Consider the following 14,406-nt stretch of genomic DNA (forward strand, 5'->3'; position numbering starts at 1 on the left):
GGGTAGAAGGACCACCTAAATTTTATAATCTATTTAAGAAACTGGTCAAATCAGTATCCTTATCAAGGTTTAGTTTCTTCTTGAGCCGGTATTTTGATTTTAGTATACTATCCGGTAATACATTCAAGGTTGCGGCAATTTCTTTAGTGGTCATGTTCATGCGAAGGAAGGCCGCTAAGCGTATTTCTTTCTCTGAGATATCGGTATAGAGTGTCTTTAGTTTCTGGTCAAAATCGTTGTGTACTTCTGCAAAGTAGGTTTTGAATACCTCCCAGTCCTTGTCCGAAGCATTCTCTTTTTTTAACAGCATGACAATTCGTCGAAACTCCATTTTAAACTTCTCGGGCGAGTTTTTTATGTTCTCTAGATTTTCCATAAGTTCCTGGATGAAGATGTTTTTCTGAACAAGGTGGAGCGTCTGGCTAGCCAGTTCCTTTTGTTTGTGCTCTATCTCCTTTTGGTAAATAGCCTCCTGTTTTTCCCTGGCTAAACGGTTTTTCTTTATCCGTTGTCTAAAACTAAAGAATAGTAGTCCGGAGACTGCTAGGGCAGAAGCCATACCCCCGGCATATAAACCTTTTTGTAACCCATCTGCTTTGTTTTGTGCATTCAATGTATTTATTTCCTCATTTTGTAGGGCTATTTCAGCCTCCCTCTGTTCCGTCTCATAGATAATCCTTAATTCATTGATTCTTGTGGCGTTGGTCCTTTTTGATGTGGAATCCTCCATGGACTTGAAACGCTCATAACTTTCTAATGCTCTGTCAAACTGATTTTGCTCTTTTTGTATTTCACTCTTTATTCTATAAGCGGAGATGAGATATTCCTCGTCATTGGGAAATTTTTTAATGATACTATCCAGCAATACCAATCCATTGGTGTAAGACCCTATTTTTTTAAAATACGTTGCCAACCGCATTTTGAAATAGGAAACCATACGCTGGCTTCCCAGTTCGGCGGAAATACTGATGCCTTCATCTATTGTTTTCTTGGCTTTTCCATTATCATCAGTCTCTAGATAAACATCGGCAAAATGGGCAAGACTTACCAAATAAACGCTCTGATATCCGTTTGGATAGGAAATCTCCATGCTCCGGGTAAAATAATCTTTAGCCGTTTCAAACTCCTGTTTAAACTTATATGATATTCCCAAAATGTTAAGAATAACGGATTGATACTCAATATCCTCATAATCCTCATAAATTTTCAATGCCTTATTACTGCTTTTAATAGAGGAGTCAAAATTTTCCAGGGAATTTTCAATGATGGCTATTTTGTTATAAACATCTGCAATCCTTATACTGTCCTGAAGGATTTCATACACCTCAAGGCTTTTCATTACGCTATGCAAGGCCAAAAGATATTGCCCCTTCTCCGTTAAGATGGAGCTTTCCGTTTCGTACGACATAGCAAGGCCCAACGTATCTGCAATCTCTTGATTGAACGCTATGTTCTGTGTGTTAAGATGCATTGCTTTATCAAAATTCCCCCTATCAATTTCCATAATTACCCAACTATGTTTTGAAATGGATTGTTGCGCCAAATTATCGGTAGAAACAGCTAGTTCCAATGTTTTTTCGATATAGTATTGTGCAGAATCGTACTTACTTAATCTACTGTAGATTGTTGAATAATGGTTTAATGCTTTAATCTCCGCCTGCAAATCATTTATTTTTCTAGAAAGCTCAAGTTGCTCATAAGCGAATAATTTTGCTTTCTTAATATCACGATACATGTAATATGAAGTTAGTTTATTACTTGTTTTCAACTTAATGTTGTCTTCTGTAGTAGTCTTATGGACCTCCAACAAACTATCTATTGGTTTCTTTTTTTGCCCGATGACCAATAGGGATGGGAAGAATAGTAGTATGCAAATTTTTTTCATAAGGCATTTAAAAATTGATTCAAATCGGTTTCTTTATCCAATCCTAGTTTCTTTTTAAGGCGGTACTTCGATTTTAAAATACTATCAGGCAGCACATTTAGTGTGGCTGCGATTTCTTTGGTGGTCAGGTTCATGCGTAAAAAAGCTGCCAGCCGAATCTCTTTTTCTGAAATATCGTTTGAAAGGGTTTTGAGTTTTTGATCAAAATCATTGTGGACCTCTGAAAAGTAGGTTTTAAACACTTCCCAGTCCTTGTCCGAAGCATTTTCCTTTTTTAGCAGCATGACGATACGTCTGAATTCCATCTTGAATTTTTCGGGCGAGTTTTTGATGTTCTCCAGGTTTTCCATGAGCTCTTTAATAAAGGTGTTCTTCTGTACTAAGTGGAGGGTCTGGCTGGCCAGTTCTTTTTGCTTGTGGGCAATTTCCTGTTGGTAGATGGCCTCTTGCTTTTCGCGGGCAATTCGGTTTTTCTTCATTCTTTGACGGAATCCGAAGAACAACAAACCTGAAACGGCCACGAAGGTGAACATGCCCCCTGCATAGAGTCCTTTGGTTAATGTATCTACTTTGGCCTTTTCATTTAAAGTGTTGATCTCCTCTTGTTGAAGGGCAATGGCGGCCTCCTTTTTTTCGGTTTCGTAGATGGTCTGGAGTTGTTCTATCTGCAATGATTTACGAGTATTGAAGATACTATCTTTGAGAATGTTCATTTTTAGAAGATCTTCCAGCGCATTTTTTTCCATACCCCAAAGCGCATAGGATTTTGACCGGAATTCCAACGCATTTTTAAGTTCATTGGCTTGCCCAACTGAATCTGAAAGTGTGATAGCCTTATTTAGGTGAAATAAGGCAGAGTCTCTGTTATTTAATAAGGCGTGGGTGTACCCCACATGGTATTTATGCACGATTTTATTGGCCATACTTTCGTCATGTTCCGTATCAATAGCTGATTTATAAAAATTGTTCAAAGCTTCTTTGAGTTTTCCTTGGTCGCGAAGTGCGATGGCCAAGTTGCTTAATAATAATGATCTGGATTCCTTGAAGCCGAAGTCTTGGCAAATGGCAAGTCCTTTATTATAACTTTCGATAGCTTTGTCATACTGTTTCAGTGCCAAGTACACATTGCCAATATCTGACCAAACATAGGATTGGAATAGGTAATCTTCTACTTTTTCAAAGATATCATTCGCTTTATTTAAATAAGTGAGTGCATCTTCAAAATCTTTTTCCTGATAATTGAGTTTAGCAATATTTCGGTAAACATCGCCTTGACGAAAAATATCCCTCTGTATGGTGTCAAGTACATTCAATGCCGCTTTAAAACCTCTCATGGCATTTACGTAATCTCCTTGTTCATAAAAATGGTATGCCCTATTATTTAAGGTTACCCCGTAATTAAGAAAGTCCTTCTCCCTTAAATTCATTTTGGCGACCGTATCCATAAGCTTTATGGCTTTTAGGTAATTGCCATTTTGTCCCTCTATGACGCTTATATTGGCCATTGCACTGGCCAAATTTCTATTGGAGCCAATATCTTTGGAGGACTTAATGGCTTGTTGATAGTTTAGCATGGCACTATCCATTGTTTGCATTGCTCCATATGCATTTGCCTTTAAAAAATGGCCATCTGAAAGACCATTTCCATAATTATTGCTTTTACTAATTCTTAGTATTAAATCGGCTAGAGCAATGGATTTACGAGAATCATTATACATATGATAATCTGCCATTTTAGTTAAAATATCCACACTGTCCTTAAAATTTTTACTCCGTTGTAATAATTCACCAAGACTATCCGATTTCACCAAGGGTTGTTGCGGGAACACTTGTGAACTAAATAATATCAGAAAAAACAGTAATTTTTTAGTGAAGTTCATAGAATAGAATTGACATATCCATTAGAAACTACAAGTTAAAACTTAAATACTTCAAAATCAGTCTTGTCCATACTTTGTCCATACCAATGAGCTTCTATTTAAAATATGAAATGTATTTAATACGTTGATTACCAATAATATATATAAAATTTACTCCTATCCTTATTTTCTTTGTCCATGGGATTTTAGGGTAAGATTATGGTATTCTGTCCATACTTTGTCCATGGACAAAATTAGGTAAGGGGTTGATTCGTAGCTAGTTTTGAGGTGTTGAATCCTTAAAACCAAAAAATTATGAAGACAATTTCAAAACAAATCAAAATTGTACCCATCCTTTTAGTGATGGTCGTGGGACTTCTTTTTGTGCAGTCCTGTAGTAAAGATGAAAGTATAACAGACCCCATAGAAAATGGAAATACCAATGGGGAAAACCCCGATGGAGGGAATTCTGGGAGTGCAAATACCAATCAAGAGGATATAAATACAGTGATAGCAAATTTAAACTATGACCCAAATTCCCTTCTTAATGTTCAGGATACCGGTGGTGCCGCTTCGGAGCGGACTGTTACCAATGAAAGTAGTAATAGTACTGGCTGGGTACAGGGTGAAAAAACTATCTGTAGCGTAAAGGACTATGATTTGGAAACCAATTTTGACGATGTTGCCATAATGAGGCCTACCAACGGAATTGTATTTCCCGGGTCCTTGGTCATTGGAGATGGAAGCATGTTGGATGGGGCGCCAAATCCTTTGACATTGGATAGAAGTCCCATGACCTTAAGATTAGATCTGCCCGGTATTGGTGAACAGGGAACTATTGTTGTAGAGCAGCCAAATAATGCCAACTTTGGCACCGGCCTTGATAATGCATTGGAATGGTGGAATGCCAATGCTTACCAAGACGGCTATGTAAACGCAGCAAATTCGTCTTATCAGGCCACCACTTCTTATGCTTCAAAACAATTTAGTTTAGATGTTGGATTAAACTTGGAATGGGCTACAGGCTCGTTGGCTTCACAATTTAATTTTGAGACCAATACAGAAAGAAAAGTAGCGGCTATAGTGTTTCGTCAGGTGTTCTATACCGTCACAATGAACACACCCACCACCCCGGCCGCTGTTTTTGCTGCATCTGTTACTAAAGAACAGGCTGAAGCTGCATTTGGTTCAGATTCTCCACCTGCTTATGTAAGTTCTGTTTCCTACGGCCGTTTGCTTATGGTACGAATGGAGTCTACAACACAAGATACCTCTATTGAATTGGACGCTGTTTTGGAGTATGCTGGAGGCAAACGAAATGCAGGTTCCTTAGATTTAGAGTCTAAATATGACGAAGTCTTAAAAAATTCCAGTATTACTGTAGTTTCAATAGGCGGTAATGCAGAAGCAGCCTCCGAAGCTATAAGTCTGGCCAATATAGATTCTGGTTTTGGGGCTCTTAATAGTGTATTGACAGGAGCGAATGCTGTTTATACCCGCAACAACCCTGGCGTACCCATTGCCTATACTATTAGGTATTTAAAAGATAACTCTTTGGCAAAAATGGGCTACACGACAGATTATAGTGCAGAAACCTGTAATAAAACTAGCTATGATCATGAAAATGTGGATGTGGATAATAATTCCATATTTGATGTTCGTTTTCGATTTATTTATAAGCGAGAAGGTACCAATAATTCAGTCACTGGGGGGTATACGACCGTAAATAATGGTCAAAGAGAACTACGAAGCCCACCTAATGGAGCCCATGATGTTGAGATTGAATTTCAATTTCAGGATGCCTTTGTTTGGCGAGCCTTGGGTGATCCCATCTCCTATAACTATATTTCAAGTCAAAAATGTTTTGAAATCACAAATGACTTTTTGCTTAGGGTTTTCCGAAATTCAAGGTCTTGTAATTAATTGAACAAGCAGTCGGCATCTTAAGTTGTAGATTCAACAACTTGGTGTCGGCTGTTTTGTTTCTTATGTTAAGTGCATTAATCCCATTGCTTTATCGGTGTGCTTAGCCCTTGATAGATACACACACGATTTAGCACGTTAGCACTTGATAATTCATTCACATCACCTTCGCCAAAAAGATGCGTGCCGGCTGCATTCCCTTGACTATCATAAGAAACTCCATTTTGAGCGTATAATCCTAAGAAACCTCGGCTGGTGGTAGTAGATTGCCGAGCCCCCTTTAAAACGAAATATTGCTGACCTTGATTGTGAACGGGCAGCAAATTTCCTAAATCCGTATAGCCCTCCGTAACAATACCATCAGATACCTTTACTTGATTTTCTGCAATGGCATCTGCTAGAGAGAGATACTTAAAAGCAAACACATAACTATTTTCAGGTATACTGGAGAGATCGTTCGATACAGTAAAACCAGCGTAGGTATCAAACAGTTCTGAGTTTGAGCCTTGGCTATATAGGAGGTCCGTGGTTCCCGATTTACTGATGCTGTTCAGCTGTGTGCCTAGTTCTTCATATTCCTGTTCGGTGATCAGTACCCAATTTCCAGAGTTTTCTGCTTGATATGCCGCTTTTGAATCGCTAAGCCAATACTCGATATCATCAATATCTCGAATGCTGATTTGTAAATCCCAGACTTCACTTTCGCTACCATTTGTTGCCACTAACGTTCCTGTTATGGCCGTTCGCCTTTCGAAATCAAAGGCCAGCGAATTACCTACGGATAGCTCACCTGTTGTAACATTGAGTGTAATCGCATCTTCTATGGATAGGGAGCCGAGGGTATACGCTAACGTACCTGTCAATTTTGAATTTACCACAGCTATCGCTGTCCCTAAAACGGGGTTTTCATCAACTTCAGCCCTTACAATAAGTTCCTCATCCGCTAATGGGGTAACAACAGAGTCATCACTGCCGCACGAAATAAACCAGTTAAGACTGGCTACATAGCAGACCAGATATACCATTTTTTTCATAAGCTAATTCTATTTACGTTCTACCAATTCCAACTGGTCCACACTCACGTTGGTCGTAAACATACCATAATTGACTACGGCTTTCCCTTTTTCAAGTTTGTCAATGGTTCCAACGGCCTTACCGTCTGCCATCCGGACGCGATCATCGATTTTAAAAACAGGCCTTGGCTTGTTCTTTTCTTTTTGAACGGCCTTTTTCTTTGCGACCTGCTTTTTCTCGCGTATGACTTTTACTTCTTTTTGAACTTCTTGAGCCACTTTTGCCTTTTTAGAACGTTCCGCCTTTGCTTGATTAGCACTTTTTTTCTTTCGTTTGCTATTCTCCGTTTCTACAATACGCAGGAGTTCAGACACCAAGGGCCTCTTCTTATTATCCTGAAAATACTTGTCCGCCGCAACATTTACCTTATTTCCTAGCTGAATCATCCGCTGGTCATGGTCGTAAAGCTCTTGATAATTCTCCAGCTTGGATTTTACTTTGGCATTCAATTTCTCTAATCTGGCCGCTTCTTCCCTTGCCTTGGTTTCTTCTTCTTGTAATCTAGAGCCTGTTTGCGCCATTTTGCTGCGCTCTTTCTGCAATTTGGCTATGGTAGCGTCAAAACGGACTTTGCCTCGCTCTATCTTCTTCTTGGCCTTGTTGATCAGGGAGTAGGGAATACCGTTCTTCTGTGCTACCTCAAAAGTAAAGGAGCTACCTGCTTGTCCCAAAACTAATTGAAAGGTGGGTTCCAATGTTCTACCGTCAAATAGCATGTTGGCATTGCTCATGTGGGGCAATTCGTTGGCCAAGGCTTTTAAGTTGGCATAATGAGTCGTGATTACGCCATAAGACTCCCGTTCATAAAAGACTTCCAAAAATGCTTCTGCCAGGGCGCCTCCCAGTTCGGGGTCACTTCCCGTCCCAAATTCATCTATAAGAAAAAGCGTGCGGTTATTACATCGTTTTAAAAATTGGTTCATGTTCTTAAGCCGGTAACTATACGTACTTAAATGATTTTCAATGGATTGGTTATCTCCAATATCTGTTAATATCTTATCAAAAAAGCAGACTTCGCTGCGCTCGTGAACGGGAATCAGCATGCCACTTTGCAGCATCACCTGTAAGAGGCCAATTGTTTTGAGTGTAATGCTTTTGCCGCCCGCATTAGGTCCTGAAATGACAATAATCCTATTCTCCTCATGCAATTCAATGGTCTGGGGAAAGGTTTTCTCGTTGTTGCGTTTGTTGCTCAAAAACAAGAGCGGATGGTAGGCATCTCTCAAAAAGAGCCTGTTACCGTCGCTCAATTTGGGTAGTAGGGCATTAATATCTTGCGCATGCTTTGCTTTCGCGGCTGTGACGTCAATCTGTGTTAAATAGTTCTGATAATCGCTTAAAAGGGCTCTATAGGGTCTTATTTGGTCCGTGAGCTGCTTTAAAATGCGCTGCACCTCTTCTTTTTCCTCAAACTCCAGATTGTTTAGTTCCCTGCTGTATTTTAAAGCTGCCTCCGGTTCTATGTATACAATGCTTCCAGTCTTGGAGGTTCCCATCACTGTACCCTTCACTTTTCTGCGGTACATCGCCTTTACGGCAAGTACACGACGGTTCTCTACGACCGACTCGCGAATATCATCCAAGTAGTCAGATGAATTATAGGTTGCCAATGCCGAACCAAAACTCTGACTAATTTTTCCACGAGCATGGTTCATTTGGCGTCTTATGCTTAAAAGTGCGTCCGAGGCATTGTCCTTAACCTCTCCAAACCGGTCTATGACGCCATTAATAAGGGTGGGAATCTCGGTGTTGGATTCCAATTCGTCTGCGGATGCGAATAGCAACGGGTAATATTCTTTAAATTTCTTAAAGAACTTTTGATGGGTAACAATGGAGTCGCAAATTGTGCCAATTCGCTTAAAACCCTGAAGTTCCAAAGTGGTGTTCTCTATTTTTAACAATCTAAGTTCGGTATTGATAGCATCAAATCCGTGATTGGGAATTCTATTGTCGCTGATAAACGAAGAGAGGTACTCCGATGTCTTGCCAAGCGAAATTTTTATATCTTTTTCTGCGATTAAAGGAATTATTTCTAAAGCGAGCTGCTTGCCCAACTCTGTATTACAACGGGCCGCTACCTGCTGTAAAACTGTAGGAAATTCTAAATCTTGTAGGGTCTTGCTCTGTATATTTGCCACGCTATTATTTACTTAATAGCAAAGGTAGGCATTAGGCCTATAATTTAAAGTGCAGTTAGCGCATGATTATTTGCAAGCCGTCAAAACTTAATTTGCTATAGCACTGGTCTATACTGGGAAATAGCTTTCCGTAAAGGTCTAACGGCAAGGTTAAAAGAGGTCCTTATCTTCTGAATCCCAAATGTTTTTGACAAAAGGTGGAGATTTTATAGGGTGACTAACGTGTTGCGCCGTACACCACAAAATACAGGTAAACCTTTGGTATACTATACCAAAAAAAAATGATGTACTTTTTTCAAATAAAAGCAAACGAGCATCGTTAATAATTGAAATCTTTTCGCCTTTCTAACTAAAGGTCCAAAATCAGTAAAACTGTATGGACAGACTTAAAGAAACACTGAGGTTTTCTAATAAAATACAATAAATCCCTCCAATTTTTGTTCTTGAGGAGTCAGCTTTTGTGATTTTAATCTTCTGCCATTATTTAAGTAATCGTATCATGAACAACCCAATCAAGAGTATAGCTTATATCTTTGTCGCCGTTTTATTAACGAACTGCGCAGCAACGAACGGATTAACAATCGGTGTTACGGAGCCGGCCATGGTGCATCTTGCCCCAGATGTTAATAGTGTAGGTATTATAAATAGAAGTTCACCATCCAAAGGAAACAATGCCCTTGATAAAATTGATAAAATACTATCCGCTGAGGGGCTAAACCTAGATAAGAAAGGGGCCGAAGCAGCCATTTCTTCACTTTCAACGGAGTTATCCGTAGTAAAGGACTTTGAAGAAATTAAAATACTAAATGACATAGATGAAGTTAAGAAGGGCTTGGCCGTATTGCCCGCTACACTTTCTTGGGAGCTTGTCGAAAAAATATGTTTGGAAAACGAAGTAGATGTATTATTCTCCTTGGAGTTTTATGATACGGATACAAAAGCCGATTACCGCGTAACTACGATGAAACTGCCCAATAGTCTTGGGGTAGACGTAGATGTTCCTGCTCAAGAAGTTACCTTGGCTACCAAAGTCGTTAGCGGATGGCGCGTTTACGATCCCCATACAAAAGTGGTTGTTGATGAGCGACTCTACACTAAGCATATGGCTTTTAGCGGTAAGGGGATTAATCCACTAAAAGCGATTGAAGCCGTGGCCAGCAGAAATGAAACGGTACAAGAGTACAGTAGAAATGTTGGAATTGCGTATGCAGAACGCTTGATTCCTAGAAATATCCGAATAGCAAGGCAGTATTTCGTACGCGGTACGGACAACTTCAAAATTGCGCAGCGAAGGGCACAAGCAGGCGATTGGGGTGGCGCTGCAGAACTTTGGGAACGGGAATTGACCAATTCAAATGAAAGAGTGGCAGGCAGGGCCTATTACAATATGGCCATAAGTAATGAAATTAATGGTGATTTGGACAAGGCGATACAGTTTGCATCCAAGTCTTATACCGATTATAGAACGAATATGGCGTTAGACTACATAAATGTTCTCAGGCATCGGGTAAGGCAAAATCAAGTGCTGAATTCTCAATTGGCGCGTTAGCCAAGTCGTATAGGATTCACTAGTTTTGTGAAAATCTTGAGTAATTCCAATATGAAAGTAACCATTCATTCAAGCTGGAATGAACCTCTGGAAAAGGAGTTTCATAAACCATATTTCAATGAACTTATAAAATTTGTTAAGGAAGAATACACCTTAAACACCTGCTATCCGAAGGGAAAAGACATTTTCGCAGCCTTCGATCATTGCGCTTTTGAAGATGTCAAGGTCGTTATTTTAGGACAAGATCCGTATCATGGTCCAAATCAAGCGAACGGACTCTGTTTTTCGGTGCACGATGGCAACAAGCACCCGCCGTCGTTGGTAAATATTTTCAAGGAACTTCAAAGTGATTGCAATATACCGTACCCAGAAAGCGGTAACTTGGAACGATGGGCAAAACAAGGGGTCTTATTATTGAACGCAACGCTTACAGTTCGCGCTGGAGAAGCTGGTAGCCATCAAAAGAAAGGATGGGAAACATTTACAGATGCCGTGATTAAAACGTTGTCGGAAGAAAAAGAAGGATTGGTGTTCCTGTTATGGGGCGGTTATGCAAAGAAGAAGGCTAAACTTATAACTAGCGATAAACATCATTTGCTAACTTCGGGCCATCCTTCCCCGTTAAGTGCAAATCGTGGTTATTGGTTTGGAAATAGACATTTTTCAAAGACAAATCATATTTTAGCTGGGTTAGGTGATAAAAGCATTGCTTGGTAAGTTAACAGTATATTTATTTTCCTTAAGTTTACACCGTATTTTCTTACGAACTTAAATCTTAAAGGTTACATGAAGAAATTCGATTCTTTAAAATCCATTTTGCTTGTAGACGATGATGAAGCGAGTAATTTTTTACACTCAATTTTCATCAACAAATTGGAGATGGATATTGAGGTCAATTCAGCGATGAATGGTCAAGAGGCATTAGATTATATCTTAAATAAAGGACAGGATAAGATAGCTTTGCCATGTATGGTAATGTTAGATCTTAAAATGCCTTTAGTAGACGGTTGGGAGTTTGTGCGAATGTATGAGGAGCAGGTTAGTAAAGAACTTAAAGAACAGTTGACAATTGTATTGGTAACGATTAGCGACAATGAACAGGATAAGGAACGCGCTAGGAATAATCCGCACATTGTAGATTTTGCACAAAAACCATTATCGGACAACACCTTCAAAAAAATCATCGGCAAACATTTTTCGTTTTCCCCAGACCTCTAACTATTGTTTAAAGGAGATACTGCTTAGCTGGCAATTTTTCTTGTAGTAGTCCCAGCTTTATCAGGGTATCTTGAACAGTATTTAGGGTTCTTTCTGACAGTTGTTCGGAACTCCACTCCGTAAGTGCCATCCATTCCCGAATATCGTCTAATTGCTGTCCATAACGGTTCGCTAATGTTCTATCGATACTAGGAATAGATTTAAACTCCGAGGTATAGGTATCCAAGATTTCGCGAATATGGGAAACAATACCCGCATTTGCTTTTAGGAAACTGTTGGTGCCAACCAACATAAAACATGGCCATGGGGTGGGGCAATCCCCTAAATGCCTAAAGATTCCTTGGTCTACCAAAGGTTTTGTAGTAAAATGCTCCCACATAAAATAACCTGCTTCCTCATTTGTCAATGCCGTAACGGCTCCCTGTAAGGTATTGATTACCTCAAAAGAAAGGTTTTCGGTTTTCCAGTTGTTATTCTGAGCATTTACGTAAGCCATTAAATGACTACCACTCCCGAACCTACTAATAGCTGCCTTTTCATGCTCCAAATCAGAAATATCCTTAAACCTACTGTTTGCTCCTACATGAATCCCCCATAAAAGCGGAGAAGCGATATACTGTTGTATAATTTTTGTGGGATTACCCTCAGCTATACTTTTAATGATTCCCTCGGTTAAAATAATCGCCAAATCGGTTTCTTCACGCTCTAAGAGCTGACACATTTTACCTGTGCCCTCAGCAATATCTTCCCACTGCAGGTCTATTCCGCGTTCTGAAAATGCCCCTTCTTCAATGGCCAAATGCCAAGGAAGATTAAAGTGCTCCGGTACACCAATGATTTTTACAGTTTTCACGCTGAGGTAATTTTAGTTAAAACAAGTTGTATTAATTCTTGAACCGCAGCTTCGGGATTCGTTGAAAATTCTCCTGTGGCCCTGTTGGCTAGAATACAATTTAGGGAGACCGCTTGATGACCTAACAATTTTGCCAGGCAATATATCCCGGATGTTTCCATTTCCAAATTGGTTATGCGCTTATTTTCAAAGCTAAAACTGGCTATTTTGGATACACTACTAGTTGGGTTGGCCGCTAAGCGCAATTCGCGACCTTGTGGTCCGTAAAACCCTGTATTTGTTGCTGTGAATCCTAATCGTATACGATTTTCCATTAATTCCAAAGCTAAATCCTGATCATAATCCACTACATATGGTCGCGCTTTTTCAGTAGCCCATTCCGTATGCTTTATAAACGCATCTTCTAGTGGTCTGTATTTCGTATGATTGTGTTTGTAGAAGTGAAGAAGTCCATCAAATCCGATCACATGCTCGCTCATCAGAAAAGAGGCTATTGGAATATCGGGCTGTATGGCACCCGAAGTGCCAATACGTATCAATTTTAATCGTATACGATTTTTCTTGACTGTTCTTGTGATAAAATCAATATTTACTAAGGCATCCAATTCATTTAAAACGATATCTATATTATCTGTTCCAATACCCGTAGAAATAACACTGATTCTCTTTCCTTTTAGCATTCCGGTATGGGTCAAAAACTCTCGTTTTCCTTTTTTAATAGCTATCGAATCAAAATGTTGTGAGATATCAGAAACACGGTCAGGATCTCCTACGGTTATAATTGTAGTGGCTATATCTTCAGGTAATAGATTAAGATGATAAATACTACCATCTCTGTTTAAGATAAGCTCAGAATGGGGGATTTGCATCAGCAATTAAAGCTTAAGGATTCTGCTGTTGCCCGTGTTGTAGAGAAAATTATACTTTAAGGCTCCTCCTAGATAGACGTCATTGTCCTGTATGCAAGAATAATAACTGGTTTGCCCATCTAATATTTCCTTGCCCTTTTTGGAAAGTTTCACCGGGTTAAAGGCAGTAAATAAGGGCTTTAGTCGGGTAATAGCCCTATCGTATTGTGTATCTCCAAAACCAAGATTTCCTTGATTTTGTAAAATGGATTTTAAAAGCTCTTTTCTAGAAGTGGGTTTTTCATCTGCCGTTACCCTTAAAATACTATTTTCCATACTATTTAGGCCATTGGCAATACTTGGAAAACGTTGTAAGTGACTCTTAATGGCATCGCTTAAATAATCAAATTGATAATCATTAAAATCGGTTAAATTTTCTAAACGCATGGGATTGTTGCTACAGTACAGCTGCCATACGTAATCTGCATATTCTATATCATCTTGCGATAATACTTTTTTATTCTTGTAAAGTCCCAATAATTGCTCATCAGAAAGCTCATTAAGCGTGTACATTTTATCTGATTCATCTTCTTTTCCACTACATACCAATGAAATCTGTGCATATTTTCTATTCGCCAACAACCAACTAATCACGGCTAACATATTTACCTGGCAAAATAAATCGTACTCAAACCAGAGTACAATTTGGTCTTGTTGTTTGTGGTTACAAAGTGATCGATATTCTTTTAATGTTTTTTCTATAAACCAAGACTTGGATACCTTGTAATTTTTGTGAAGAAACTCGTAGCGCGTCTTCCAAAACGATTCGCTTCCAACGTTGGCCAATGTTTTGCCTTCACACAACATTTCACGCCAAGTAATAACATCTCCTTTAAGGTTTAGGGTGTTCAGCCGTTGGGTAAAACTGTCGCCGTTAGTAATATGCAGTAGGGAACTCATTTCCAGTTGGTTTAGGTTCTTAATAGTTAAATGTAAGGTTTATGTTAAATAAATAAAAAAAATTAACACAAAAAGAGCTGCAATAGCTTTTCGATAAAT

The 14,406-nt window shown here is 39.2% G+C and carries 11 protein-coding genes; 4 read left to right on the forward strand and 7 right to left on the reverse strand.

Going from position 1 to position 14,406, the window contains the following annotated elements:
• Positions 1–22: 22 nt before the first annotated feature.
• Positions 23–1,885, reverse strand: coding sequence for a tetratricopeptide repeat protein (locus tag MS6x_RS18955; RefSeq protein WP_482604336.1), 1,863 nt, complete (start codon positions 1,883–1,885; stop codon positions 23–25).
• On the reverse strand, positions 1,882–3,765 hold the full coding sequence (locus MS6x_RS18960; RefSeq protein ID WP_482604338.1) for a tetratricopeptide repeat protein: 1,884 nt from the start codon (positions 3,763–3,765) through the stop codon (positions 1,882–1,884). The genes MS6x_RS18955 and MS6x_RS18960 overlap by 4 nt, the downstream gene beginning before the upstream one ends.
• Before the next feature lie 294 nt (positions 3,766–4,059).
• Here MS6x_RS18960 and MS6x_RS18965 point away from each other — a divergent pair, with 294 nt between their 5' ends.
• Positions 4,060–5,667 (forward strand): thiol-activated cytolysin family protein, encoded by a 1,608-nt coding sequence (locus MS6x_RS18965; RefSeq protein WP_482604340.1) that lies wholly within the window; start codon positions 4,060–4,062, stop codon positions 5,665–5,667.
• A gap of 77 nt (positions 5,668–5,744) precedes the next feature.
• Here the strand turns inward: MS6x_RS18965 and MS6x_RS18970 are convergent, their stop codons facing one another.
• Together MS6x_RS18970 and MS6x_RS18975 are read right to left on the reverse strand one after the other, a co-directional pair.
• Complete coding sequence (locus tag MS6x_RS18970; protein ID WP_482604342.1) at positions 5,745–6,701, reverse strand: cadherin repeat domain-containing protein; 957 nt, start codon at positions 6,699–6,701, stop codon at positions 5,745–5,747.
• Between the two features lie 9 nt (positions 6,702–6,710).
• Positions 6,711–8,879, reverse strand: coding sequence for an endonuclease MutS2 (locus MS6x_RS18975; protein WP_482604344.1), 2,169 nt, complete (start codon positions 8,877–8,879; stop codon positions 6,711–6,713).
• 499 nt (positions 8,880–9,378) lie between these two features.
• On the opposite strand from MS6x_RS18975, the gene MS6x_RS18980 reads away from it, so the two are divergent.
• From MS6x_RS18980 to MS6x_RS18990, 3 genes are all read left to right on the forward strand, one after another.
• Positions 9,379–10,428 (forward strand): DUF6340 family protein, encoded by a 1,050-nt coding sequence (locus MS6x_RS18980; protein WP_482604346.1) that lies wholly within the window; start codon positions 9,379–9,381, stop codon positions 10,426–10,428.
• Between the two features lie 51 nt (positions 10,429–10,479).
• Positions 10,480–11,145, forward strand: a complete 666-nt coding sequence (locus MS6x_RS18985) for a uracil-DNA glycosylase (RefSeq protein ID WP_482604348.1) — start codon at positions 10,480–10,482, stop codon at positions 11,143–11,145.
• Positions 11,146–11,214: 69 nt separating this feature from the next.
• A complete protein-coding gene (locus MS6x_RS18990) occupies positions 11,215–11,646 on the forward strand; it encodes a response regulator (protein ID WP_482604350.1) in 432 nt (143 codons plus the stop codon).
• A gap of 7 nt (positions 11,647–11,653) precedes the next feature.
• Here the strand turns inward: MS6x_RS18990 and MS6x_RS18995 are convergent, their stop codons facing one another.
• The 3 genes from MS6x_RS18995 to MS6x_RS19005 are packed head-to-tail and all read right to left on the reverse strand — an operon-like array spanning position 11,654 to position 14,307.
• Positions 11,654–12,499: a substrate-binding domain-containing protein gene (locus MS6x_RS18995; protein WP_482604352.1), complete on the reverse strand. Its 846-nt coding sequence runs from the start codon at positions 12,497–12,499 to the stop codon at positions 11,654–11,656.
• Complete coding sequence (locus tag MS6x_RS19000; protein ID WP_482604354.1) at positions 12,496–13,368, reverse strand: nucleoside phosphorylase; 873 nt, start codon at positions 13,366–13,368, stop codon at positions 12,496–12,498. Before MS6x_RS19000 ends, MS6x_RS18995 begins: the two co-directional genes overlap by 4 nt.
• A 6-nt stretch (positions 13,369–13,374) precedes the next feature.
• Positions 13,375–14,307 carry a DUF1835 domain-containing protein gene (locus MS6x_RS19005; protein WP_482604355.1) on the reverse strand — a complete coding sequence of 311 codons (933 nt, stop codon included), beginning with the start codon at positions 14,305–14,307 and terminating at the stop codon, positions 13,375–13,377.
• Positions 14,308–14,406 lie beyond the last annotated feature (99 nt).

The organism is Maribacter sp. MS6 (genome assembly GCF_056839185.1).

What these genes read in the sequence shown, in the direction of transcription:
- MS6x_RS18955 (WP_482604336.1), bottom strand. Translation starts at nt 1,885, where the DNA reads ATGAAAAAAATTTGCATACTACTATTCTTCCCATCCCTATTGGTCATC.
- MS6x_RS18960 (WP_482604338.1), bottom strand. Translation starts at nt 3,765, where the DNA reads ATGAACTTCACTAAAAAATTACTGTTTTTTCTGATATTATTTAGTTCA.
- MS6x_RS18965 (WP_482604340.1), top strand. Translation starts at nt 4,060, where the DNA reads ATGAAGACAATTTCAAAACAAATCAAAATTGTACCCATCCTTTTAGTG.
- MS6x_RS18970 (WP_482604342.1), bottom strand. Translation starts at nt 6,701, where the DNA reads ATGAAAAAAATGGTATATCTGGTCTGCTATGTAGCCAGTCTTAACTGG.
- MS6x_RS18980 (WP_482604346.1), top strand. Translation starts at nt 9,379, where the DNA reads ATGAACAACCCAATCAAGAGTATAGCTTATATCTTTGTCGCCGTTTTA.
- MS6x_RS18985 (WP_482604348.1), top strand. Translation starts at nt 10,480, where the DNA reads ATGAAAGTAACCATTCATTCAAGCTGGAATGAACCTCTGGAAAAGGAG.
- MS6x_RS18990 (WP_482604350.1), top strand. Translation starts at nt 11,215, where the DNA reads ATGAAGAAATTCGATTCTTTAAAATCCATTTTGCTTGTAGACGATGAT.
- MS6x_RS19000 (WP_482604354.1), bottom strand. Translation starts at nt 13,368, where the DNA reads ATGCAAATCCCCCATTCTGAGCTTATCTTAAACAGAGATGGTAGTATT.
- MS6x_RS19005 (WP_482604355.1), bottom strand. Translation starts at nt 14,307, where the DNA reads ATGAGTTCCCTACTGCATATTACTAACGGCGACAGTTTTACCCAACGG.